At 64.6% G+C, this 23,929-nt stretch carries 20 protein-coding genes and 1 pseudogene; 9 read left to right on the forward strand and 12 right to left on the reverse strand.

The features are described from left to right. Together PNO31109_RS20415 and PNO31109_RS20420 are read right to left on the reverse strand one after the other, a co-directional pair. Positions 1-320, reverse strand: a pseudogene (locus PNO31109_RS20415) (NAD(P)(+) transhydrogenase (Re/Si-specific) subunit alpha); the annotation flags it as partial. A gap of 42 nt (positions 321-362) precedes the next feature. Further along, the gene (locus tag PNO31109_RS20420) at positions 363-737 is read right to left on the reverse strand and encodes an HAD family hydrolase (RefSeq protein ID WP_150557275.1); all 375 of its coding nucleotides are present in this window, start codon (positions 735-737) and stop codon (positions 363-365) included. A gap of 270 nt (positions 738-1,007) precedes the next feature. Here PNO31109_RS20420 and PNO31109_RS20425 point away from each other — a divergent pair, with 270 nt between their 5' ends. Further along, entirely contained in the window at positions 1,008-1,952 is a 945-nt protein-coding gene (locus tag PNO31109_RS20425; protein ID WP_150557276.1) for a LysR family transcriptional regulator, read from the forward strand. A 219-nt stretch (positions 1,953-2,171) separates the two neighbouring features. Here the strand turns inward: PNO31109_RS20425 and PNO31109_RS20430 are convergent, their stop codons facing one another. The 7 genes from PNO31109_RS20430 to oxlT all read right to left on the reverse strand — a co-directional run bounded on the left by PNO31109_RS20430 (position 2,172) and on the right by oxlT (position 10,340). After that, a complete protein-coding gene (locus PNO31109_RS20430) occupies positions 2,172-2,945 on the reverse strand; it encodes a fumarylacetoacetate hydrolase family protein (RefSeq protein WP_150557277.1) in 774 nt (257 codons plus the stop codon). 89 nt (positions 2,946-3,034) lie between these two features. Beyond that, a complete protein-coding gene (frc, locus tag PNO31109_RS20435) occupies positions 3,035-4,282 on the reverse strand; it encodes a formyl-CoA transferase (RefSeq protein ID WP_150557278.1) in 1,248 nt (415 codons plus the stop codon). 12 nt (positions 4,283-4,294) lie between these two features. Beyond that, entirely contained in the window at positions 4,295-4,438 is a 144-nt protein-coding gene (locus tag PNO31109_RS22020) for a hypothetical protein (RefSeq protein ID WP_174966487.1), read from the reverse strand. A 631-nt stretch (positions 4,439-5,069) separates the two neighbouring features. Continuing rightward, positions 5,070-5,510, reverse strand: coding sequence for a PAS domain-containing protein (locus PNO31109_RS20440; RefSeq protein WP_150557279.1), 441 nt, complete (start codon positions 5,508-5,510; stop codon positions 5,070-5,072). 244 nt (positions 5,511-5,754) lie between these two features. Then, the gene (gene frc, locus PNO31109_RS20445; RefSeq protein ID WP_150557280.1) at positions 5,755-7,005 is read right to left on the reverse strand and encodes a formyl-CoA transferase; all 1,251 of its coding nucleotides are present in this window, start codon (positions 7,003-7,005) and stop codon (positions 5,755-5,757) included. Between the two features lie 25 nt (positions 7,006-7,030). After that, entirely contained in the window at positions 7,031-8,821 is a 1,791-nt protein-coding gene (gene oxc, locus PNO31109_RS20450) for an oxalyl-CoA decarboxylase (protein WP_217433192.1), read from the reverse strand. Between the two features lie 190 nt (positions 8,822-9,011). Beyond that, positions 9,012-10,340 carry an oxalate/formate MFS antiporter gene (oxlT, locus tag PNO31109_RS20455; RefSeq protein WP_150557281.1) on the reverse strand — a complete coding sequence of 443 codons (1,329 nt, stop codon included), beginning with the start codon at positions 10,338-10,340 and terminating at the stop codon, positions 9,012-9,014. A gap of 748 nt (positions 10,341-11,088) precedes the next feature. Between oxlT and PNO31109_RS20460 the strand changes: the two genes are divergently transcribed. From PNO31109_RS20460 to PNO31109_RS20490, 7 genes are all read left to right on the forward strand, one after another. Continuing rightward, positions 11,089-12,102, forward strand: a complete 1,014-nt coding sequence (locus PNO31109_RS20460; protein WP_150557282.1) for a 2-dehydropantoate 2-reductase — start codon at positions 11,089-11,091, stop codon at positions 12,100-12,102. Positions 12,103-12,802: 700 nt separating this feature from the next. Next, on the forward strand, positions 12,803-13,021 hold the full coding sequence (locus PNO31109_RS20465) for a hypothetical protein (protein WP_150557283.1): 219 nt from the start codon (positions 12,803-12,805) through the stop codon (positions 13,019-13,021). 29 nt (positions 13,022-13,050) lie between these two features. Continuing rightward, positions 13,051-13,764 carry a GntR family transcriptional regulator gene (locus tag PNO31109_RS20470; protein WP_039409675.1) on the forward strand — a complete coding sequence of 238 codons (714 nt, stop codon included), beginning with the start codon at positions 13,051-13,053 and terminating at the stop codon, positions 13,762-13,764. 658 nt (positions 13,765-14,422) lie between these two features. Continuing rightward, a complete protein-coding gene (locus PNO31109_RS20475) occupies positions 14,423-14,890 on the forward strand; it encodes a formate dehydrogenase subunit gamma (RefSeq protein ID WP_150557284.1) in 468 nt (155 codons plus the stop codon). Beyond that, the gene (locus PNO31109_RS20480) at positions 14,887-16,485 is read left to right on the forward strand and encodes a formate dehydrogenase beta subunit (RefSeq protein ID WP_150557285.1); all 1,599 of its coding nucleotides are present in this window, start codon (positions 14,887-14,889) and stop codon (positions 16,483-16,485) included. The genes PNO31109_RS20475 and PNO31109_RS20480 overlap by 4 nt, the downstream gene beginning before the upstream one ends. A 13-nt stretch (positions 16,486-16,498) precedes the next feature. After that, positions 16,499-19,363 (forward strand): formate dehydrogenase subunit alpha, encoded by a 2,865-nt coding sequence (gene fdhF / locus PNO31109_RS20485; RefSeq protein ID WP_150557286.1) that lies wholly within the window; start codon positions 16,499-16,501, stop codon positions 19,361-19,363. 222 nt (positions 19,364-19,585) lie between these two features. Beyond that, positions 19,586-19,819 carry a formate dehydrogenase subunit delta gene (locus tag PNO31109_RS20490; RefSeq protein WP_150557287.1) on the forward strand — a complete coding sequence of 78 codons (234 nt, stop codon included), beginning with the start codon at positions 19,586-19,588 and terminating at the stop codon, positions 19,817-19,819. 154 nt (positions 19,820-19,973) lie between these two features. On the opposite strand, the gene PNO31109_RS20495 is transcribed toward PNO31109_RS20490, so the two are convergent. After that, positions 19,974-20,822, reverse strand: coding sequence for an EamA family transporter (locus PNO31109_RS20495; RefSeq protein WP_150557288.1), 849 nt, complete (start codon positions 20,820-20,822; stop codon positions 19,974-19,976). 341 nt (positions 20,823-21,163) lie between these two features. Then, entirely contained in the window at positions 21,164-21,655 is a 492-nt protein-coding gene (locus PNO31109_RS20500; protein ID WP_150557289.1) for a hypothetical protein, read from the reverse strand. A gap of 269 nt (positions 21,656-21,924) precedes the next feature. Between PNO31109_RS20500 and PNO31109_RS20505 the strand changes: the two genes are divergently transcribed. Beyond that, positions 21,925-22,494, forward strand: a complete 570-nt coding sequence (locus PNO31109_RS20505; RefSeq protein ID WP_241013804.1) for an SLOG cluster 4 domain-containing protein — start codon at positions 21,925-21,927, stop codon at positions 22,492-22,494. On the opposite strand, the gene PNO31109_RS20510 is transcribed toward PNO31109_RS20505, so the two are convergent. After that, positions 22,478-23,761, reverse strand: a complete 1,284-nt coding sequence (locus PNO31109_RS20510; RefSeq protein ID WP_150557290.1) for a ShlB/FhaC/HecB family hemolysin secretion/activation protein — start codon at positions 23,759-23,761, stop codon at positions 22,478-22,480. The genes PNO31109_RS20505 and PNO31109_RS20510 overlap by 17 nt on opposite strands. Between the last annotated feature and the right edge of the window lie 168 nt (positions 23,762-23,929).

A 23,929-nucleotide genomic window follows, 5' to 3' on the forward strand; every position in this document is an offset into this window, starting at 1 on the left:
GCGGCGGCCATGCGGGCGTTGTTCTGCGCGTCGAACGGGTTGAGCATGCCGACCACGACCGTGCCGCGCGGGATCTGCGCGATCTCCGCTACCGACGGCGCCCGCACCTTGAGCACCAGTTCGGCGCCCAGGGCGTCGGCCGCGCTGCCGCTCGACGCGCCCGCGGCAACATACGCCGCGTCGGGCACGCTCGCCGCCTCGCCCGCACCATGCTCGACGGTGACGCGATGCCCTGCGCTCACCAGCTTCTTCACCGTTTCCGGTGTGGCCGCGACGCGGGTTTCGCCGGCGACCGTCTCCTTTGGAATGCCAATATGCATAGTTATTGTCTCGGGGTCTGAGCCCCTGTGGTGTTGTAAAACTCAGGCCAGCGCGGCTCGCGGCGGCTGCATCGAACGGCCTTCATTGGCGGCTTCGAAACAGCGCACCTTCGTGCAGTGAATCAGATCGCACAGGAATTCCGGCTCGTAGGCGCGCAGCAGGTGCGGCTGATGACCGTCGAGGTAAGCGCCGATCAGCGTCAGCTCGGCCATGCGCAACGCCTGCGCCGAAGCGCCTTCGAGATACGCCAGCGGCAAATCCTGATTGCCCGTGAGGTGCAGCAAACGGGTGTACGTCGAGTGATCCCAATACCAGTCGAGACCCAGTTCGACAAATGCGTTGTTGAACGCATGCAGATGGGCGTTGGCAACCGGTGCCAGGGCGGCGGGTTTGATATGCGTTTCGATGACAGACATGATGGCGCTCTCCCAAAACAGTGATCATCTCCAGAACACGTTGCCCCGCGCTCGCTGGGTTTGGCCTTCGCCACCCCTTGCTGTCACATCACGTTCTCGCGGGCTGCCATTGCAGATTACGCAGCCCGATCCATAAAAGACAGTTAAAGTTAATTATGCAAATCATCTACGATTACTTATACTTTCCCAGGCACGCACCGCTGGCGGTCCGCGTTGCGCCGCACGCGCCTCGCAACTCTTGAACCCTTATCCCTCTCTGGTCCTCGTCGCATGAAACACGCCACGCTCCGCCAGTTGAAAGTTTTCGAATCGGTGGCGCGCCACCTGAGCTTCTCGCGCGCCGCCGAAGAACTGCACCTCACGCAACCGGCCGTCTCGACGCAGGTCAAGCAGCTCGAGACACACGCCGGACTTCCGCTCTTCGAGCAACTCGGCAAGAAGATCTTCCTTACGCCGGCGGGCACCGAAATGCTCCACTACAGCCGCGCGATCATTGCGCTCTTTCGCGAGACCGAAGAGGCGATGGACCACCTCAAGGGCATTACCGGCGGCAAGCTCAACGTGGCCGTGATCAGCGCGGGCGACTACTTCTTCCCGCGCCTGCTCGCGGCGTTCACCGCGCGGCATCCCGGCGTCACGCTCAACCTCACCGTGCACAACCGCGAGGAACTGCTGCATCAGCTCACCGAGAACCTCACCGACCTGGCCGTCATGGTGCGTCCGCCCCACGAAGTCGACACGATCAACGAGGCGTTCGCGCCGCACCCATACGTCATCGTCGCGCCCCCCGACCATCCGCTCGCCGGCGAGCGGCATATCCCGTTTTCGCGGCTCACGCAGGAGCCGTTCATCAGCCGGGAGCGCGGCTCCGACACCTGGAACTCGCTGCAGGACGCTTTCGGCCATCGCACCCAGCAACTGAAGATCGCGATGGAGATCTCGAGCACGGAGACCATCAAGCAAGCCGTGATCGCGGGCATGGGTATCAGCTTCCTGTCGGCGCACACGGTCGGCATGGAACTGCGCACGGGCGAACTGGCGGTGCTCGACGTGCAAGGCTTTCCAGCCTGGCAAAGCTGGTACGTCGTGCATCGGCGCAGCAAGCGCCTGCCGCCGGTCGCGCTCGCGTTCCGGGAGTTCCTGCTCGCCGAAGGCGCCGCGCTGATCGACGGCATGATGGCTTACAAGAGTCCCGTGCCGCCGCCGGCGCCGTGAACGACGTTGCCGGCCCGCCGGGCTCAGTCCCAAGGCAGACCGCGCCATACCGCGCAATACTGCGCAATACCACGCAATACCACGCACGTCGTGCGCCGCCTGCCGAATGAAAAAGGGCGATCGACTCAGGCCATTGCCACCCCGGCCGACCACCGTGAAATCGCTTGCGCTGTTGCCGCCCCCCATGCCCGGCGTGCCCGGCTGTCTCCGGCGGCGACCTCAGCCGCCCATGCGGTTGGCGAGCGTGCCCAGTCCGTCGATGCTCACCTCCACCAGCGCGCCTTCCTTCATCGAACCCACGCCGATGGACGTGCCCACGGCGATCACGTCGCCGGGCAACAGCGTCATGTCCTGCGAGATCCGGGCAACGAGTTGCCACGGGTTGAAGATCATGTCGGCGAGCGGGTAGCGCTGACGCTCGACGCCGTCCAGACGCGTGACGAGCTCGGCTTCGCGCCAGTCGAAGTCCTGCGCGATGACCGGCCCGAGGCAACCGAACGTGTCGAAGCCCTTGGCGCGCGTCCACTGTGCGAAGTTGCCGTCCTGCTCGATGATCTCAACGGCGCTCACGTCGTTGACCAGCGTGTACCCGAGGATGTAGTCGCGCGCGGCTTGCTCGCTGACGTTGCTCGCCTGCTTGCCGATGACCACGCCGAGTTCGCCCTCGAAGACGATCTTTCCCGCATACGACGCGGGACGGCGAATCACCGCGTCGGGCCCGGCGAGCGAGGTGGCGGGCTTGATGAGAAACAGCGGGTGCGAGGGCGCGGCCTTGCCGAGCTTCGCGCCGAGCGCGTGATAGTTGTTCCAGAGCGCCACGATTTTCGTGGGCTCGCACGGGCACAGGAGATCGACCGCGTCGCGTGCCACGGTCGCGCCCGTCGGCACCGGCTGATCGTAGAGATTGCCGCGGTGTTCGGCGATCTGATCGCCCTGCAGCAGGCCAAAGCCGATGCGCCCATGCGCGGTTTTGAAGCGAGTCCAGAGTTTCATGCGTTTGCCATTCCGGTGACGGCCCGGTGGCGCGGCAACGTCTGCCGTGCGCGCGCCGGGCGCGGTGTCTTGATTCCATTGGGCGCGGCTCAGACCGCGCCGACTTCGCGCAACGCGGCGATCTGCTGCGGGCTGTAGCCGAACTCCGCCAGCACGTCTTCCGTATGCTCGCCGAGCAGCGGTGAGCGCTCCACGTGCGTGGGGCTGTCGGACAGTTTGATCGGGTTGCCCACGGTGAGGTATTTGCCGCGCTGCGGGTGATCGACCTCGACGATGGTGCCGGTCTCGCGCAACGACATGTCCTCGGCGATCTCCTTCATCGACAGGATCGGACCGCACGGAATGTCGTACTGGTTGAGGATCGCCATGACTTCGAACTTGGTCTTCGTCATGGTCCATTGCTCGATCGTGTCGAAGATCTCGCGCAGGCGCGGCAAGCGCGCACGCGGCGTGGCGTAATCCGGATGCTCGACCCACTCGGGCTTGCCGATCACCTTGCAGATCGAGCCCCACACGGGCGCCTGCGTGATGAAGTAGATGTAGGCGTTGGGGTCGGTCTCCCAGCCGCGACACTTGAGGATCCAGCCGGGTTGTCCGCCGCCCGATGCATTGCCCGCTCGCGGCACCGCGTCGCCGAACGTGCCGTTCGGGTACTGCGGGTATTCTTCCATCACGCGAGTGCGCTCCAGACGCTGCTGATCGCGCAGCTTCACGCGGCACAGGTTCAGCACGCCGTCCTGCATGGCCGTCAGCACGCGCTGGCCCTTGCCGGTCATCGTTCGCTGATAGAGCGCCGTGACGATGCCCAGCGCCAGGTGCAGTCCCGTGCCGGAATCGCCGATCTGCGCGCCGGTCACCATGGGCGGGCCGTCGTCGAAGCCAGTTGTCGACGCCGCACCGCCCACGCACTGCGCCACGTTTTCGTAGACCTTGCAGTCCTGGTACGGGCCGGGGCCGAAGCCTTTGACCGACGCCACGATCATGCGCGGGTTGAGCGAGTGGATGTGCTCCCAGGTGAAGCCCATGCGGTCGAGCGCACCCGGCGCGAAGTTCTCCACCAGCACGTCGCAATCGCGAATCATTCGCTCGAGCACCGCCTTGCCTTCCGGGTGCTTCGTATCGAGCGTGATCGAACGCTTGTTACTGTTGAGCATCGTGAAGTACAGGCTGTCCGCATCGGGAATGTCGCGCAGCTGCTCGCGGGTGACGTCGCCGTGCCCCGCCCGCTCGATCTTGATCACGTCGGCGCCGAACCATGCCAGCAATTGCGTACACGTCGGGCCGGACTGGACGTGCGTGAAATCGAGAATGCGAACGCCTTCGAGTGCTTTACCCATGGTCGTCTCCGCTCAGCAAAGGGTTGCGGCCGCGGCGGCCGGCACACGGATCGAAACACGGATCGAAAGTCGGACGGGATGCGCGGCGCACGCACGCATGGCGTGCGGCTGATCCGCAGGGCTGGCTTCGCGCCGGATGCTGGCGACGATCATCATGGTTTGTCTCCTCCTGATGCGACGGCGTTTATGTAATGGGTATGCAAGACAAGCAAATGGGGTGATGCCGGTTCAGCGAGAGCCGTCGCCGCACTTCAGGCGCCGTCGCGATCGCTGACGCATTCTTGTGATATACGGTATTTCATACACGATATTTTATCAACGGCTTTTTATTGCCGGTGATCCCTGCCGTCGCGCGGCATGACGAGCCCGACATCCCGGGAAGCCTTTGTCCGACAAGGCGTTCGCAGTGCAACACGCGAATCCGACAGCGTTTTGACCTCGTTTCGCCTAGGGGTTAACAGGGGTTAACAGGGGGTGACAGGAAGCACGGGGAGTAGCGGGAAGTAGCGGGGATTAACAGCAGTTAAGAGGCATGTCCGGGAGCGGGAGAGCGCATGGTTCCTTTCCCAGGACGGTGGCAATTGTTTTTAAATATATTGAATACAAAATATTTAAAGACGCAGCCACGCCACGTCACAATAAAAAAGCACCGAAATGCAATGCGCTTCCCTGCGGGAAGACGCGGCATTTCGGTGCTTGGCCGTGGCTGTGTCGTCGCGGGCCCGCGGCTCTCGCGCCGGGCGAACGTCAGGTGCGCCGCACGAGCGTGATGGGCGACACCGTGCGCTCAGCCGGCCGTGGCGGCGAGCTTCGCTTCGAGCTCGTTCAGGCGCTTGCGCAATTGCCGGTCTTCCTGGAAGCGCGCGGTCTCGTCGCGAATCACGGCCACGATGCCGGTCACTTCGCCGGCCGCGCCGTGCAGCAACGCTACGGTAAACGCGATCGACATGGCGCGGCCGTCCTTGTGCGTGGCCGGCACCTTGAGCAGATCGCTGCCGTACTTCGTCTGCCCCGTGGCCATGGTCTTCGCATAACCCTCGTTGTGACGCGCGCGCAGTCGCTCGGGAATGATGATGTCCAACGGCTGACCGAGCGCCTCTTCGCTCGAGAAACCGAACATCTTCTCGGCGCCCGAATTCCACAGCGTGATGATGTTGTTCGGGTCGGCAACGACGATGGCGTCGCCCACGACCTGCACCAACTGATTGACGTCGACGGATGCGCTCATGATGTCTCCAGGACAATGGTGGGGAATGCGATTGGCATGCCGGCCCATTATCGTTCACTCGGACCGGCAAATATGCCAATAAAGTACATCAATTAACGGGCAACGCGGCCCCGAAAACAAAAACGGGCGCGTACTCCACATGGAGCCCGCACCCGCGAACACCGGACGTGCCGCACCCGCATCGCCGCCCCGGCAGGGTGACGATGCGTCGGGTGCGTACCCGCCCTTGCTGCTCAGACCGGACTCAGACTGCGCGCGATGCGTGCAGGCTGGCGATCTGCTCCTTGTTGTAGCCCAGCTCGGACAGGATCTCGTCGGTGTGCTCGCCCAGCAGCGGCGAGCCCGTGATTTCCGGCTTGAGGTTCGAGAACTTGATCGGGCTGCCCACCGTCAGGTACGAGCCGCGCTGCTTGTGCGGCACTTCCACGATCGTGCCCGACGCGCGCAGCGACGGGTCGTTCGCGATTTCCTTCATGGACAGCACCGGCGCGCACGGGATGTCGTACTTGCGCAGGATGTCGACCGCCTCGAACTTCGTCTTGTCGGCCAGCCACTCTTCGATGGTCGCGAAGATATCGAAGATGTGCGGTTGGCGGGCTTGCGGCGTGGCGTAGTTGGGATCGTCGATCCACTCCGGCTTACCCAGCGCGCGGCAGATCGGCTCCCAGGCGTGGCCCTGGATCGTGAAGTAGATGTAAGCGTTCGGGTCGGTTTCCCAGCCCTTGCACTTGAGCACCCAGCCCGGCTGACCGCCGCCGCCCGCGTTGCCGCCGCGCGGCACCACGTCGGTGAACTCGCCATGCGGGTACTGCGGATACTCTTCCAGGTAGCCGACGCGCTCCAGACGCTGCTGGTCGCGCAGCTTCACGCGGCACAGGTTGATGACCGAGTCCTGCATCGAGACGGCCACCTTCTGACCACGGCCCGTCTGGCCGCGGCCGATGAGCGCCGTCAGAATGCCGATCGCCAGGTGCATGCCGGTGTTGCTGTCGCCCAGTGCAGCGGCCGACACCGTCGGAGGACCGTCCCAGAAGCCGGTCGTCGACGCGGCGCCGCCGGCGCACTGCGCCACGTTCTCGTACACCTTGAGGTCATCGTAGTGGTGACCGTCCGAGAAGCCCTTGACCGAGGCCACGATCAGCTTCGGATTGAGCTCGCTCAGGCGCTCCCAAGTAAAGCCCATGCGATCCAGCGCGCCCGGGGCGAAGTTCTCGACGAGCACGTCCGATTCCTTCACCAGCTTCTCGAGCACTTCCTTGCCTTCCGGCGTTTTCGTATCGAGCGTCAGTGAGCGCTTGTTGCTGTTGAGCATCGTGAAGTACAAGGCATCGGCGTCGGGAATGTCGCGCAGCTGGTTGCGCGTGACGTCGCCCGAACCCGGGCGTTCCACCTTGATCACGTCCGCACCGAACCATGCCAGCAGCTGAGTACAGGCGGGGCCCGCTTGCACGTGCGTGAAGTCGATGATCTTGATGCCTTCCAAAGGTTTGCTCATGTCGTGTCTCCTTGATTGACTCGAATTACTTTTTCATCGCCGCGCTTTGCGGATTCAGATTCGTCAGACGACCGCTTTCGGTACCCGCCGATTCGTCGATGACCGCGTTGATCAGGGCCGGCCTGCCGGCTGCGATGGATTCCTCCAGCGCCTTGGTGAGCTCGGCCGGCGTGGTGACGTTGTATCCAATGCCGCCGAACGCCTCGATCATCTTGTCGTAGCGCGCGCCCTTCACGAACACGGTCGGCGCCACGTCCTTGCCGCCCGTCGGGTTCACGTCGGTGCCGCGATACACGCCGTTGTTGTTGAAGATCACGGTGGTGACCGGCAGCTCGTAGCGGCAGATGGTTTCGAGTTCCATGCCGCTGAAGCCGAACGCGCTGTCGCCTTCGATGGCCACCACCGGCTTGCCGCTCGTCACGGCCGCGCCGATGGCGAAGCCCATGCCGATACCCATCACGCCCCACGTACCCGAGTCGAAGCGCTTGCGCGGCTGGTACTGGTCGATGATGCTGCGCGCATAGTCGAGCGTGTTCGCGCCTTCGTTCACCAGGTTGATGTCGGGATACTTCTTGAGCACGTCGCGAATGGCGCCGAGTGCGCTGTGGAAGTTCATCGGCGACGGATTCTGCGCGAGCGTGGCGGCCATCTTCGCCAGATTCTTGCTCTTGCGCTCGGCGATCGCGCCGGTCCACTCCGCCGAGGGCTTGACCCACTTGGCGTCGACGCCGGCGAGCAGCGCCGAGACGCACGAACCGATGTCACCGATCACCGGTGCGGCGATCGGCACGTTGCTGTCGATTTCCGTCGGCGAGATGTCGATCTGCACGAACTTCTTCGGCGCCGAGCCCCAGGTCTTGCCCTTGCCGTGCGCGAGCAGCCAGTTCAGGCGTGCGCCGATGAGCACGACCACGTCGGCTTCCTGCAGCACGAACGAGCGCGCGGCAGCGGCCGATTGCTCATGCGTGTCGGGCAGCAGGCCCTTGGCCATCGACATGGGCAGATACGGAATGCCGGTCTTCTCGATGAATGCGCGGATGTCGGCGTCGGCCTGCGCGTATGCCGCGCCCTTGCCGAGCAGCACGAGCGGACGCTTCGCACCCTTGATGACTTCGAGCGCGCGCTGCACGGCGTCCGGCGCCGGGATCTGGCGCGGTGCGGCGTCGATCACACGGATGAGCGAGTCCTTGCCCTTCTTCGCGTCGATGGTCTGGGCCAGCAGCTTGGCCGGCAGGTCCAGATAGACGCCGCCCGGACGGCCCGACACGGCTGCGCGAATGGCGCGGGCCACGCCCACGCCGATATCCTCGGCGTGCAGCACGCGATAGGCGGCCTTGCAATACGGCTTGGCCGCATTGAGCTGGTCCATTTCTTCGTAGTCGCCCTGCTGCAGGTCGACGATTTCGCGCTCGCTCGAACCGCTGATGAGGATCATCGGGAAGCAGTTGGTCGTGGCGTTGGCGAGTGCGGTCAAGCCATTGAGAAAGCCCGGTGCGGACACGGTCAGGCAGATGCCGGGCTTCTGGGTCATGTAGCCGGCAATCGCTGCGGCGTTGCCGGCGTGTTGTTCGTGGCGAAAGCCGATGAAACGCATGCCTTCGGCTTGCGCGAGACGGGCCAGGTCCGTGATGGGGATCCCCACCAGACCGAAGATGGTGTCGATGTCGTTCGCTTTCAGGGCATCGATGACCAGATGAAATCCATCCGTCGTTTCTGCCTCGGACACGATGTTCGCGTGTCGGCTGCTGTCTTTGAGCGTATCGCCCGCGGTGTCGTTTTCCGCCTTGCCGACTGGCACGGTCATCGCAATGGACATAATTCTCTCCTCCAATTTTTCCGGTTTCAGTGTTGCGTCGTCTTGTCTGACGATTAGTGGGTTGGTCCCGTACTGCTTCTCTACTTGCTCACCCGGGCGTGCAACCGGCCCCGCGGGGCGCGGATTGCACGCCGGTCAAACATTTCTAATCAAGCCAGCCAGTCTGCTCTTGCATGTTGCGAAGTTCGCCTTACGTGGTGCTGCGGGTCAGGTCCGCAGGCTTCACGATCGGCTCGGATTCCGCCTTGTAGTCGCTCGCGTAACGCTGCGCCAGGCGGGCACGCATCGGCTTGAGGACGAACAGGGCAAGGAAGGCGGCGAAAGCGTTCATGGCGCAAGCGATCATGAACACGGCTTGCCAGCTACCCGTCGACGAGGTGATCACGCTCGAGAAAGGCACCAGCAGCGCGGCCGTCCCCTTCGCGGTGTAGAGCATCCCCGCGTTGGTCGCGGCGTACTTCGAGCCGTAGGTGTCGGCGCAGGTCGCCGGGAACAGGCTGTAGATCTCGCCCCAGGCGAAGAACACCAGGCCGGTCAGGATCACGAAGGCCACCGGGTGCTGACCGAACTTGGCCAGCGCGTAGATTCCCGCGGCTTCCATCGCAAAAGCGATGAACATCGTGTTCTCCCGCCCGATCTTGTCCGAGATCCAACCGAACACCGGACGCGTCACCCCGTTGAGCACGCGGTCGATGGCCAGTGCGAAGGTGAGCGCGGGCAGCGTCAAGCCGAGGATCGAGACCGGCGCCTGATCGAGGCCATAGTCCTTGGCGATCGGGCCGAGTTGGGCTGTCGCCATCAGACCGCCGGCGGCCATGAGCACGAACATCAGGTACATCAGCCAGAACACCGGGGAGCGCATGACTTCCGTCGGCTTGGCGTTGTAGCGCATCGCGCCCGGGGCCAGCTTCTTGAGCGCCTCGATCGAGGCCGGCGGGTTGGCCAGCGCCAGACCCAGCACCAGCACGATGATCCCCTGGCCCAGACCGAAGGTCAGGAAGGTGTTCTCGTAGCCGCTCGACTTGATCATGTTGGCGATGGGCACCACGGTCAGCGCCGACCCGGCGCCGAAACCGGCGGCGGTGAGGCCCGCGGCAAGACCGCGGCGATCCGGGAACCACTTCAGCGCGTTGCCCACGCAGGTGCCATACACGGCGCCGGCGCCGATACCGCCCACGGCCGCTGCGAAATACAGCATCGGCAGCGACGAGGCAAAGGAGTTGAGCACCCATGCCACACCGCACAGCAGCCCGCCGCCGACCACCACCGGGCGCGGGCCGAACTTGTCGACCAGATACCCTTCGATCGGCACCAGCCAGGTCTCGGTCACGACGAAAATCGTGAACGCGACCTGAATTGCGGTACGGCCCCAGTGATACTTCTCATCGATCGGGTTGACGAACAGCGTCCACCCGTACTGCAGGTTGGCGATCATCGCCATGCAAATCACGCCGAACACGAGCTGAACCCAAGGGCTCGCGAACACGGATTGCTTACCGTGTTGATTAGTCGTCTCCACTATGTACCTCCTCCATCGGTTCTCAGTTGTTTGGCAGCTTCACAACAACAACACCTTCCGGATGGGGTCTACGCCCCCTGGGTATGCTTTACGAGGTCATTGCCTCGTCGACTTGTTCTCTGATGCTCACGGGATACGTTGCCTCCCGTAAATATACCGAACGAAATATACGATATATCAGATATAAGTCAACACTAATTTATTGCTTTCCTCGTTTCTCACCTCGCGTGCCACAGTCGTTTTCGTCCATTGCAGCGAAAGCGACCACGGCACGCGAGGCACTGTCCTAAGTGGCGGCTAGATACAGTAACGCCACTGTAGGCCTGAGCGGCGCAACAACGCAATGCGAAAACACTAAGGAGTTAACCTGATCCGCAAAGCTTGCCGGATAAGGCGCGCAGGCCTTTTAGATAGGGCTCCTTGGAATTTTTTGAAACGGGCACAAGACGATATTTGTGTGAATTTCACTCACAAAAAGCCCGATTCCCCCACCCGCTTTCGTGGCTGTAACACACCGTAATAATTCACTCGCGGGCGTGCGTTACGGGGTTTTCACCACGGCTTGTCATGGCGGTCGGGCTCACACATCCGTGGCCCGCTTCATCCCCGCTGTGCGGGGAAACCATGACGGCATCCGGTCCTGGAATGCTTGGCGTGGGATAGGTTGTGATATACGATATACAACATTTGGTATTAGAAGAATAAATAACGATCCGGGTTTCGATTGACCATTGGAGGGAGAGACTTCATGAAGATTTGCATCTATGGCGCTGGGGCCATCGGTGGCTATCTCGGCGTGCAGCTTGCGCGCGCCGGGGCCGATGTCAGTCTGGTGGCGCGCGGCCCGCACCTTGCCGCCATGCGCGAGAACGGACTCAAGCTGCTCATCGACGGCGAGGAACGCGTGGCGCAACTGCGCTGCACGGACGACCCGCGCGAGCTCGGCCCGCAAGACTACGTGATCATTGCGCTCAAGGCGCACTCGGTGCCATCGGTGCTCGACGCGATGCAGCCGCTGCTCGGCCCGGACACCGCGGTCGTCACTGCCGTGAACGGCATCCCCTACTGGTACTTCTACAAGCACGGCGGCGCACTCGAAGGCAGCACGCTCGAGAGCATCGATCCGAATGGCCGCCAGTGGCGCGAACTCGGTCCCGAGCGCGCCATCGGCTGCGTGGTCTACCCGGCCACCGAGGTCGTGGCGCCTGGCGTGATCCAACACGTCTACGGCAACAAGTTCCCGCTCGGCGAAGCCAGCGGCGAGCGCACGGAGCGCGTGGAAAAACTCTCGAAGCTCATGATCGAAGGCGGGCTCGACGCGCCGATTCGCGAGAATATCCGCGACGAGATCTGGCTCAAGCTCTGGGGCAACCTCTGCTTCAACCCGATCTCGGCGCTCACGCACGGCACGCTCGACATCATCGCGAGCGATCCGGGCACGCGGGCCGTCGCGCGCGCCATGATGCTCGAGGCCAAGGCGATCGGCGACAAGTTCGGGGTGCACTTCCGCGTGGATGTCGAGCGTCGCATCAACGGCGCTGGCGCCGTGGGCGCCCACAAGACGTCGATGCTGCAGGATCTCGAGCGCGGCCGCGCCATGGAAATCGACCCGCTCGTCACGGTCGTGCAGGAAATGGGGCGTCTTGCCAACGTGCCGACCCCCACGCTCGATGTCGTTCTCGCGCTCGTCAAGCAGCGCGAATTCATGACGCAGCCCGAAGCCGTCGCCGCCGCCCAGGCACGGCTCGCGAAAGCGGCATAACGACATCAGCGCGGCGCGACGGGCGTCCAACGCCCCGAGCATCACCAGCGTCGCGAGCATCGCAGGCGTCACCGGCATCACGAAGCGCCATCACGAGGCGCCATCATGAGGCGCCATCACGATGGCAAGCCGTGCGCGCCAGGCGCCGTGGCGGGGGCGCCGCAAGGACTCCCCGCCACGGCGCACTATATATATAGGCAGCGTGCGAAGGCGCGGCGCGAACAGGCGGCAGATCGTCGCAGCGCCGTCGTTTTCGCTGTCCGGCCCGTCAGTTCGCCGATCTCGCGACGCTGCCGGACACCGCCGGTTTCTTGTCGGCGAACCGCGTCGACGCCGCGGCCTTTGGCGCCGTCGGCTGTGGTTTCGCGGCAACGCAATAACCCGCTTTTGCCGTACCCCGTAGGCATCGCCGAACGTGCCGCAAATCGCATGCGCGACCGGCGTCCCGAAATCTGCATCAATGCAAGCTGGACGGACATTCGAGGAGGTTCATCGCCATCATTGATCGACGCAGCACTATCGGAAAAAGAGACAAATCCGGGCAGCCGACCGGCATGGGGGCGTAAAAAACGTCCCGAAAAATGATGAATTTTGATATGCGGTATGTGGTATATCTTGAGACTTGCTGCGGCGCGACATACAATGCAAAGCAAGTTCTCCCCCACATTTCAATCTGTCAACGTTTATCAGGAGTGTCATCATGCTCGTCGCTGCGCTTACTTTGATCGCCCTTGCTTCTGCCCTTGCCGCCGGGGTCGCGATGGTTCACCTCTTCGTCGCCCTGCCCGCTTCGGTGCTCGAAAAGGCCGAGAAGAACGGCCGTTACGCGTATCTGGCGGAAACCACGCAGGCAAACGAATCGGGTAAACTCGTCACCAAGCCGGCAACCATCGTGGGGCAGCAAGCATTGCGCCTCTGACGGGGCCGTAATACCTAGGAGACTATTGCATGTCCCTGATCACCCCAACTCCGGCGCGCGTGACTCCGCTCGCGCTGGAGCCGATCGACACCACCACGAGTTTTCGCAATCAGGCGTATGCGCTGCTGAAAAAAGCCATCGCCGACGCCGACATCTATAACCAGAAGGAAGAGATTCGCCTGGACGAGCGTCAGCTCATCCAGGTGCTTGGCGTTTCGCGCACGCCGATTCGCGAAGCCATGACCCTGCTGGAACAGGAAGGCTTTTTGCGCACGGTGCCGCGCCGGGGCATCTTCATCATCCGCAAGACGAAGCGTGAGATCGTCGAGATGATTCAGATGTGGGCCGCCCTCGAAGGGATGTCCGCACGACTGGCCACGTTGCATGCGAGCGATGAAGAGATCGCCAAGCTGCGTCATCTGTTCGACGAGTTCGTCAACGCACCGCCGACCGATCACATCGAAGAGTATTCCGATGCGAATATCGACTTCCATCAGGCGCTGATCAATCTCGGCGGGTCGCAGGCGATCGCCAACACGATCAAGAATCTGTTCATTCATGTGCGCGCCATCCGCAAGGTGACGATCGCCCAGAACGACCGGGCCGCCCGCTCGATCGTCGATCACCTGAAGATCATCACCGCGCTGGAAAAGCGCGACACGGAGCTTGCCGAAAAGCTGGCGCGCGATCACACGCTGGGCCTGGCTGCCTTCGTCGAAGAGCACTGCGACTTCCTCGAATAATCGGACGCGTGCGCGGCGTATCCGGCATACCCGGGGTATCCGTTCGCGCGTAGCATCGGAAAGAAGGGGCCGGTGACATCGGGATGTCACCGGCCTTTGTTTTGTCCCGGCTCCTACCGGCTCCTACCGCCCCTTTCTCCCCCTCCGCCCTCGCCTCTACGTCCCACGTCCCAGCGCCCGCTCCTCACCGCGGGATTTGCGCCCACCTTCCGTGCGAGCCGCCATTTCTCTCCCAATGCGGGTAAACGAGGCTGCCAAACCACGTTCGGCGCTATTGCACGTATACCGTATATGATATATCGTGTTTCACATACGGAGTCCTGTAGATCACGGCGGCTCGCCACCCGGCCACCGAACTGAAGGACGCACCGGGCGCCCCGTCCGTCACCCAAAGGGCGTGTGGGTCGCAGCAGGATTCGAGCCGGGCTTTTCCGGTTCGCTGGTTGAGGAAGTAAGCAAACGGGGCGGGAAACCGAGCCCGTGCGGCATATGGTGGGGGCTATGTGCCGCACGCTCGTCCGGCGCCGCGCTGATCGCTAGACCCGAGCAGCGTCGCCGGATGTGACAAATGGGTTTCCCGCCCCTGGGGCAGGACAACAACATAACCACACCCTCAGGCGCGCAGTCCCCACGGTGCGCCGCACAGGAGACATCAGCCATGCGCGAGGCTTTTTCCGTCGCGACGGTGCAGGCGATTCTGGACGCTCATTCGGCTCAGGAAGGTCCCCTGCTGCCGATCCTCCACGACGTTCAGGACGCCTTCGGCTACGTACCCCCGGAAGCCGTTCCCGTCATCGCCAACGCCCTCAACCTTTCTCGCGCCGAAGTCCATGGCGTGATCACGTTCTATCACCACTTCCGCACCAGCCCGCCGCCGCGTCACGTCGTGCAGATCTGTCGCGCCGAGGCGTGCCAGAGCATGGGCGCCGACGCACTGCTCGCGCATGCGCAACGCGTGCTCGGCTGCGCGATGCACGCGCACGGCGGTGACGTCGCCCTCGAACCGGTGTACTGCCTCGGCCAGTGCGCCACCTCGCCTGCCATTACCATCGACGACAAGCTGCACGCGCGCGTCACCCCCGAGAAATTCGACCGCCTGGTCGCCCGCGCCAAGGAAGCCGTATGAGCCAAACCGCCCACTCCGCCAAAACGCCGGGCACGGTGCGACTGTACCTGCCGCGCGACTCGGCCGCCCTCGCGCTGGGCGCCGATGATGTTGCCGCCGCCATCGTCGCGCAAGCGGCACGGCGCGGCATCGACATCGAACTCGTGCGCAACGGCACGCGCGGCATGCTGTGGCTCGAGCCACTGCTCGAAGTCGCTACGCCTGCCGGCCGCGTGGCCTACGGCCCTGTCGACGTCGACGACGTCCCCGGCCTGTTCGACGCGAACTTCACCGCCGGCGGCGACCACCCGCTCGCGCTCGGCCTGACCGAAGAGATTCCGTATTTCAAGAAGCAGGAGCGACTGACGTTTGCCCGCGTGGGTGTGACCGACCCCGTCTCGGTCGATGACTACGTCGCGCACGCGGGCTATCGCGGCCTGCGCAACGCGCTCGGCATGGACGGCGCGGCCATCGTCGCGCAAGTGACCGAATCGGGCCTGCGCGGGCGCGGCGGTGCGGCGTTTCCGACGGGCATCAAATGGAAGACGGTGCTGAATACGCCGGCGGCGCAAAAGTACATCGTGTGCAACGCCGACGAAGGCGATTCGGGCACGTTTGCCGACCGCATGCTGATGGAGGGCGACCCGCTCGTCCTCGTCGAGGGCATGACGATCGCGGGCATCGCCGTAGGCGCCACGCGCGGCTACATCTACGTGCGCAGCGAATACCCGCACTCCATCGACGTGCTCAACGAAGCGATCGCGAACGCCATCCGGGCCGGCTATCTCGGCGAGAACATTCTCGGCTCGGGCAAGACGTTTCATCTCGAAGTGCGCAAGGCCGCGGGCGCATACGTCTGCGGCGAAGAAACGGCGCTGCTCGAGAGCCTCGAAGGCAAGCGCGGCGTGGTGCGCGCCAAGCCGCCGCTGCCTGCCATCGAGGGGCTGTTCGGAAAGCCGACGGTCATCAACAACGTGATCTCGCTCGCCTCGGTGCCGATCATCATGGATCGCGGTGCCGAGTTCTACAAGAACTTCGGCATGGGCCGCTCGCGCGGCACGCTGCCGATTCAGCTCGCGGGCAACATCAAGTACGGCGGCCTGATCGAGAAGGCCTTCGGCGTGACGCTGCGCGAAATCCTGTACGACTACGGCGGCGGCGCCATGACGGGCCGCCCGCTGCGCGCCGTGCAAGTCGGCGGCCCGCTCGGCTCGTACCTGCCCGAATCACAATGGGATACGCCGCTCGATTACGAGGCCTTCGCGGCGCTGTGGGCGGTGCTCGGCCACGGCGGCATCGTGGCGCACGACGACACCGTCGATCTGGCGAAGCTCGCGCGCTATGCAATGGAGTTCTGCACCATCGAATCGTGCGGCAAGTGCACGCCTTGCCGCATTGGCTCGACGCGCGGCGTCGAAGTGATGGACAAGATCATCGACGGGCGCGACCGTCCCAAGCAAATCAAGCTGCTGCGCGACCTGTGCGACACCATGCTCGCCGGTTCGTTGTGCGCGATGGGCGGCATGACGCCCTACCCCGTGCTCTCGGCGCTCAACCATTTCCCCGAAGACTTCGGCGCGGCCGAACCGTCGAACCTGCCGACCAAGGCCGCCTAGGAGACCGCCCATCATGATGGACCCGATGTTTGAGAAGGACTACGGCACGCCGCGCCGCGAATCGGCGCAGGAAGTCACGCTGGAGATCGACGGCGAGCAGATCACCGTGCCCGCGGGCACGTCGATCATGCGCGCCGCGGCCGAAAGCGGCGTGAACGTGCCCAAGCTGTGCGCCACCGATTCGCTCGAGCCGTTCGGTTCGTGCCGCCTTTGCCTGGTCGAGATCGAAGGTCGCCGCGGCTTCCCCGCGTCGTGCACCACGCCGGTCGAGCCCGGCATGAAGGTACGCACGCAAACGCCGAAGTTGCAGGAGTTGCGCAAGGGCGTGATGGAGCTCTACATCTCCGATCACCCGCTCGACTGTCTGACGTGCGCGGCCAACGGCGACTGCGAACTGCAGGACATGGCCGGCGTGACGGGCCTGCGCGAGGTGCGCTACGGCTTCGACGGCGCGAATCACTTCGACAGCGAAAAGGACGAGTCGAACCCGTACTTCACCTACGACGCCTCGAAGTGCATCGTCTGCAACCGGTGCGTGCGCGCCTGCGAGGAAACGCAGGGCACGTTCGCGCTCACGATCTCGGGGCGCGGCTTCGAAGCGCGCGTCTCGGCCGGTCAGGACCAGCCGTTCATGGACTCGGAGTGCGTCTCGTGCGGCGCGTGCGTGGCCGCGTGCCCCACGGCAACGCTGCAGGAAAAGTCGGTCATCCATCTCGGCCAAGCCGAGCACGCCAAGATCACCACCTGCGCCTACTGCGGCGTGGGCTGCTCGTTCAAGGCCGAGATGAAGGGCAACGAGGTCGTGCGCATGGTGCCGCACAAGGACGGTCAGGCCAACGAAGGCCACGCCTGCGTGAAGGGCCGCTTCGCGTGGGGTTACGCCACGCACAAGGACCGCATTCTCACGCCGAAGATCCGCAAGAAGATCACCGACCCATGGCAGGAAGTGTCGTGGGACGAGGCGCTGGACTACGCGGCGTCGGAATTCAAGCGCATTCAGGCCAAGTACGGTCGCGACTCGATCGGCGCTCTCGTGTCCTCGCGTTGCACGAACGAGGAAGACTATCTGGTGCAGAAGCTCGTGCGCGCGGCGTTCGGCAACAACAACGTGGATACCTGCGCGCGCGTTTGCCATTCGCCGACCGGCTACGGGCTCAAGCAGACGCTCGGTGAATCGGCCGGCACGCAGACGTTCAAGTCGATCGAGAAGTCGGACGTGATCCTCGTGATGGGCGCCAACCCGACCGACGGCCATCCGGTGTTTGGCTCGCGCATGAAAAAGCGCCTGCGCCAGGGCGCGAAGCTGATCGTGATCGATCCGCGCCGCATCGATCTGGTGAAGAGTCCGCACATCCACGCCGACTATCACCTGCAACTGCGCCCGGGCACCAACGTGGCGATGATCAATGCGCTCGCGCACGTGATCGTCACCGAAGGGCTGATGGCCAGCGAGTTCATCGCCGAGCGCTGCGAAGACCGGGCGTTCCGGGAATGGCGCGATTTCATCGCCCGCGCCGAGAACTCCCCGGAAGCCACCGAAGCGCACACCGGCGTGCCGGCGCACCTCGTGCGCAGCGCGGCGCGGCTGTACGCCACCGGCGGCAACGCTGCGATCTATTACGGCCTCGGCGTGACCGAGCATGCGCAGGGCTCGACCACCGTGATCGGCATCGCCAACCTGGCCATGCTCACCGGCAACATCGGTCGCGAAGGCGTGGGCGTGAACCCGCTGCGCGGCCAGAACAATGTGCAGGGTTCGTGCGACATGGGCGCGTTCCCGCACGAACTGCCGGGCTATCGCCATGTGTCGGACTCGACCGCGCGCGCGCTGTTCGAAGCCGAATGGGGCGTGACGCTGCAGCCCGAACCCGGCCTGCGCATCCCGAACATGTTCGACGCGGCGCTCGCGGGCACCTTCATGGGCCTGTACTGCCAGGGCGAAGACATCGTGCAGTCGGACCCGAACACGCAACATGTGACGCATGCGCTCGAGCAGATGGAGTGCATCGTGGTGCAGGACATCTTCCTCAACGAGACCGCGAAGTACGCGCACGTACTGCTGCCGGGCTCGTCGTTCCTCGAAAAGGACGGCACGTTCACCAACGCCGAGCGCCGCATCTCGCGCGTGCGTCAGGTCATGCCGCCGCGCGCCGGCTACGCCGACTGGGAAGTGACGATCCAGCTCGCCAGGCGTCTGGGCTACGAGATGAACTACTCGCACCCGTCGGAGATCATGGACGAGATCGCGCGTCTCACGCCGACGTTCGCCGGCGTGAGCTACGAGAAACTCGATCGCCTGGGCAGCGTGCAGTGGCCGTGCAACGAAGCGGCGCCCGAAGGCACGCCGGTCATGCACATCGACGAATTCGTGCGCGGCAAGGGCAAGTTCCTGATCACGCAATATGTGCCGACGGACGAGAAGGTCACGCGCCGCTTCCCGCTCATCCTCACGACCGGACGGATTCTGTCGCAGTACAACGTCGGCGCCCAGACGCGCCGCACGGACAACGTCTACTGGCACAGCGAGGACCGGCTCGAGATCCATCCGCATGATGCCGACGAACGCGGCATCAAGGACGGCGATTGGGTCGGCATCGAGAGCCGCGCCGGCGAGACGGTGCTGCGCGCCATCGTGAGCGAGCGCGTGCAGCCGGGCGTGGTGTACACCACGTTCCACTTCCCGGAGTCCGGCGCGAACGTGATCACCACCGACAACTCGGACTGGGCAACGAACTGCCCCGAGTACAAGGTGACGGCCGTGCAGGTCACGCCTGTCGCGCAGCCGTCGGAGTGGCAGCGGCAGTACTCGGACTTCAATCGTCAGCAAGAAGCGCTGCTCGCCCACGCGCACAACACGGCCGAGGTCGGCACGACGTGATCGCGCCGCTGCCGCGGCAGCGGCGGCAGTAAAGGAGGAACGCGCGCCGCCCTGCGCAACATTGCGGGGTGGCGCGGGGCGACGGACAATCCGCGTCCGGCGCCGGACAGCCCGGCGGGCTTCACCGTCGATTGCCAGCAGACGGTGCGGCGGACGCGAGATTGGCCACGCGAAGCATCGAAGCACACCGACAAAGCACTACGACAGGGGACAGGAAAGATCATGGACACCGACAATCTGGTCAAGATGGCCAATCAGATCGGGGACTTCTTCGAGACGATGCCCGACCGCAAGGAAGCGCTCGAGAGCATTGCCGGACATCTGCGCCGCTTCTGGGCGCCGCGCATGCGCATGACGATTCTCGAACACCTCGAAGCGACCGACGGGCACGGCATGCGCGAAATCGTCGTCGCCGCGATCACGGCGCATCGCGCCGAGCTCTGGCCGCGCGGCTGACGCCCGCCGGCAAGTCCACGCGACGGGCAAGGCGGCGCGCGTCCCGGCGGCGCGCTTCGCCGGCCCCGCTCGCCTTGCACGGCGCTTCCTCGGTCTTCCAGCCTCCCCGCCTGGGTGGCGCGTGCGCGCTGCCCAGTCACGGTTCGGGCGCCTCTCAGGCGCCGAGCTTGATCAGCACCGCGCCGCCCACCACGAGAGCGCATGCCGCCAGCCGCCGGGCGTTGAGCTTTTCCCCCAGGAACAGCCACCCCAGCAGCACGGCGAAAATGGCGCTCGACTCGCGCAGAGCCGAGACCACCCCCATTGGCAGGAATTGCAGCGCGAAGACGACCATGCCGTAGGCGCATTGCGCGACGACGCCGGCGCCCAGCGCCTGTGTGACGCGACGCCGCCCGGCGAGAAACATGCCGCGCGAGCCGCCACGCAGGGCCCAGACCGCGCCCACCAGCGGCACGCTCGCAAACAGATAGGCCCAGGCGATATAGCCGAAACCGTTGCCGTTCGACAGACGCACGCCGAAGCCGTCGACGATCGTGTAAGCGGCGATGAATACGCCGGTGAGCAACGCCGCCGGCACACTGTCGCCAGACAGGCGTCGGCCGCGCAGCGCGAGCGTGAGAATGCCAGCGCAGATGCCGACGATGCCGATCGTCGCGGTCCATGTGGGCCACTCGCCGGCGAGCAGCAGGGCCGCCCCCGAGATCAGCAGCGGCGAAATGCCCCGGGCGATGGGATAGATCTGGCCGAACTCCCCGACCCGATACGCGCGGATGAGCGCCGCCGTGTAGGCCACCTGCGCACACGCCGAGAGCAGCACGAGCGGCCAGACCTGCACGGGCGGCAGGGGCAAGAGCACGATGCCCGCGAGCGCCGCGAACAACTGCGGCACGGCCATCATGCCGACTTGCCACACCCGGTCGGGACTGGCGTGAAGAAAAGCGTTCCAGGTAGCGTGCATCAGTGCCGAAAGCAGCACCAGCAGCACGATGGGCGTGGTGGTCATGAAAGCGATGCGCCAAGCGCGGGCAAAGCCCTCATTGTGGCAGCGCACGTCGCGTTGCCATAGGGCCAACGCCCGCGATTCCCACAGGGCCAGACGATTCCGGTGCTTCTGACGAAACGGACGTGCGCTATGTCGGGCAACGAAATACGCGCCGGTACCCTATTCTGCAGCCCGTCGCCGCGCCGGCCGCGAAAGTTGTCCACACCCTTTGTGGATAACCCACTGGATAACCTGTCACCGCCTGCTCGAACGCCCCGTAGACCGGGGATGTCAAGAGCATTGCCCAAAAAACGATCAGCCCAGGAACAAATATTCGGCTTGACGGTCTGCGCCCGCCCTGCTCAAGCGCCGCCTTCCTCGTTCGCCGACGCATCGGGCTCCTGCTCGACGGATGCGGAGGGCGAAGCCGCCGACTGCGGCACGTCGCGCAGCACGGCCAATACACGGCTTTGGCCGAGCACGATGTCCGGCGCCTGCTGCAACGCCAGCCGGTAGCGTTCGCCGAATTCGGCGTCGGTATGGCGAAAGAGTGTTGCGGCCATGTCGGCCAGCGCGATGCCGCCCGCCTCGGTCGGCGGCGTCTGCTCGAACCACTCGTCGATTGCGACGATCAGCCGCGAGAGCGGGTCGAGCCAGCGGAACCATGGGTCTTCGGTGAGCAGCTGGACGAAGCGGCCGGTCGGCACGGGACCGAACACTGCTTCGTATTGCTGACGGTCGTTGGCGATCAGCACCTTGTGCTGCGCCAGCAACGCGGCGCGCAACGCCTGCATGGCGGCGATCTGGGCGGCGCCGGCGGGTGTGGTCTCGGTGGGTTCGGTGGGTTCGGTCATCGGAAGGCCCCTGCGCGTAGGAAAGGTTGCGAGACGGAATTGGAAAGCGTCTTACACGCACTTTAGGACTTGACCCATAGCCAACAGACGTCCGCATCACGATACTACACGGGTCTCGCAAACACCTCGCGAGATCAGGCTTTCACTTCCCCGTGGGAGGCCTGCTTCCTCACCCGCCGACCCGGCGGGTTTTTTTTGCGCCCGATGCGCCGACGCGATTCGCGTCAATTTCGGATATCATCGGCAGCGCTCACCATCTACCGGCCATCATGCCCCAATCCTCCCCTCCCGCGCGTATCAAGACCGTTGGCGTCATGGGCTCCGGCAAGCAGCCATGGACCGAACTCGCCGTGCCGCTCGGTCGCGCGCTCGCCCTGGGCGGCTTTCACTTGCTCACCGGTGGCGGCGGCGGCGTGATGACGAGCGTGAGCGAAGCTTTCTGCGCGGTGCCCGGGCGCGCCGGGCGCAGCATCGGTATCGTGCCGACCGAGGCCGTGACGATCGATGGCGGCAATGGCGGTACAAGCGAGACATACCACCCGCTGCCCGGTTATCCGAATCCCTTCGTCGAGGTGCCCATCGTCAGCCCGCTCTCGCGCCATCTGCCCGATGCACCGCCGGGCACCCTCTCGCGCAATCACATCAACGTGCTGTCGAGCGATGTCATCGTGGCGCTGCCCGGCAACCACGGCACCCGTGACGAAGTCGGGCTCGCCGTGCGTTACGGCAAGCCCGTCATTCTCTTCGGGGAGAACGAGCACTTCGCGCTGATGCCCGTCGCGCTCGTGAGAACGGTGTCTCTCGACACCGTGATGGCGTTCGTCAGAACGGCACGGTGAGCTTCGCGTCGATCGACTGGAAGCGGTAGGACCAGCCCGGCGGGCCGCTCGACGCCGGCATCCACGGCGCGTTGAGCCGCTGCATCACGGACAGATCGAGCTTCGACGTGCCCAGATAGTGCGTATGGCTCAGGCCCACTTCGGCGTAGCTGTCGTAGGTGTGAATCGCGTTCGGATCCTCGGTGCGGCTGCGGTTGTAGCGCAACTCGATCCCGGTCGACCCGTTCGGCGTGAAGTCGAAGGCGCGCCGCACGCGCCACTGCAGCGTTTGCGTCTGCGTGGTCGCCGAAGCGAGCTGGTCCGTCGCCGCGTTCGTCTTGCCCGTGATGCCGACAGTCCACTCGGCGTCGATCGGCACCGAATAGCTCGCGATCAGGTCACGGTTGGTTGCATCGTGTCGGGCGTTCTGCAGATCCTGACTCAGCGTGGTATTGAACCTGCCGGACATGCCAAGCGGGTTGTTCATCAGCAGGTTCGCCGTGCCCTGCATCTTGCCGGTGGTCGTCATCCCGCTGTTGTTGACCCCGACGTTGAACTGATACGGCCGCTCGTTGAGCACCTGAAGCCCGACCGCCCCCTCGCCCGGCGTGCGACTGCGCGTGACGACGAACGGTAGTTGCTCGTCGCGCATCACGAGGCCGCGGCGCATGAGCATGCGGATGTTGCGATCGGCCAGACTCTCGTGGCGCGGCAGGCCGCGCAGGCATGAGGCGCGCGCGAGGAAGGCGTTCGGCGGCGCGACGTCCGGGGCGGGCGCCTGGGCAGCCGTGTCCGGCGCCGCCACGGGTGCGTCGATGTCGACTGCCGAAATCGCGGTTCCGTCCGCGCTCAGCTCGGGCGAGACGGCGAAGTCCGCAGCGGCAAGCGAGGGTGAAGGAAGCGGAGGGAGCGGCGCGGCGCCATCTGCCACCCCGGCGGTAGCGCCAGAGGCTGCAGCCGCGCGCTGCGCGGCCTCGCGATCCACCGCTTGGGCGCCCGCATTCGGGTCGGCGCCCGCGAAGAGCGCGATGGGATCCGCCGCCGCGTCAGGGTCCTGGGCCGCGGCAGGGGCAGCAGGCGTGGCAGGCTCGGGCGGCGGTGGCGGCGGCGCGAAATATTGCGGCGCAAGCCCACGATCCCACAAACCGTAGGACACCGCGTTCTGTTCGGTGAAACATGGCGGATTGGGATCCGAGAACAGTGACTGCGCATGCGCGCCCGGCGGGACTCCCACGACAAGGCACACCGCCAGCAGAAGGCCGCTGCGCGCGACCGGCTTTACCAACATTCGACACCCGAGATTGCCACCCCGCGCGATTGCCTTGCCGCGGCCTCTTGAGCCGCCTGCTGCGTCCGCTGCGCCTCGTGCGCCGCTTCCGGCACGACAGGGTGTTGTAGCGACAAGTGAATATTTTACGTCCATCGAACTGCGCACTGCCAGTCACGAAACCGAGGG

This window comes from Pandoraea nosoerga, assembly GCF_902459585.1.
Lineage (GTDB): Bacteria > Pseudomonadota > Gammaproteobacteria > Burkholderiales > Burkholderiaceae > Pandoraea > Pandoraea nosoerga.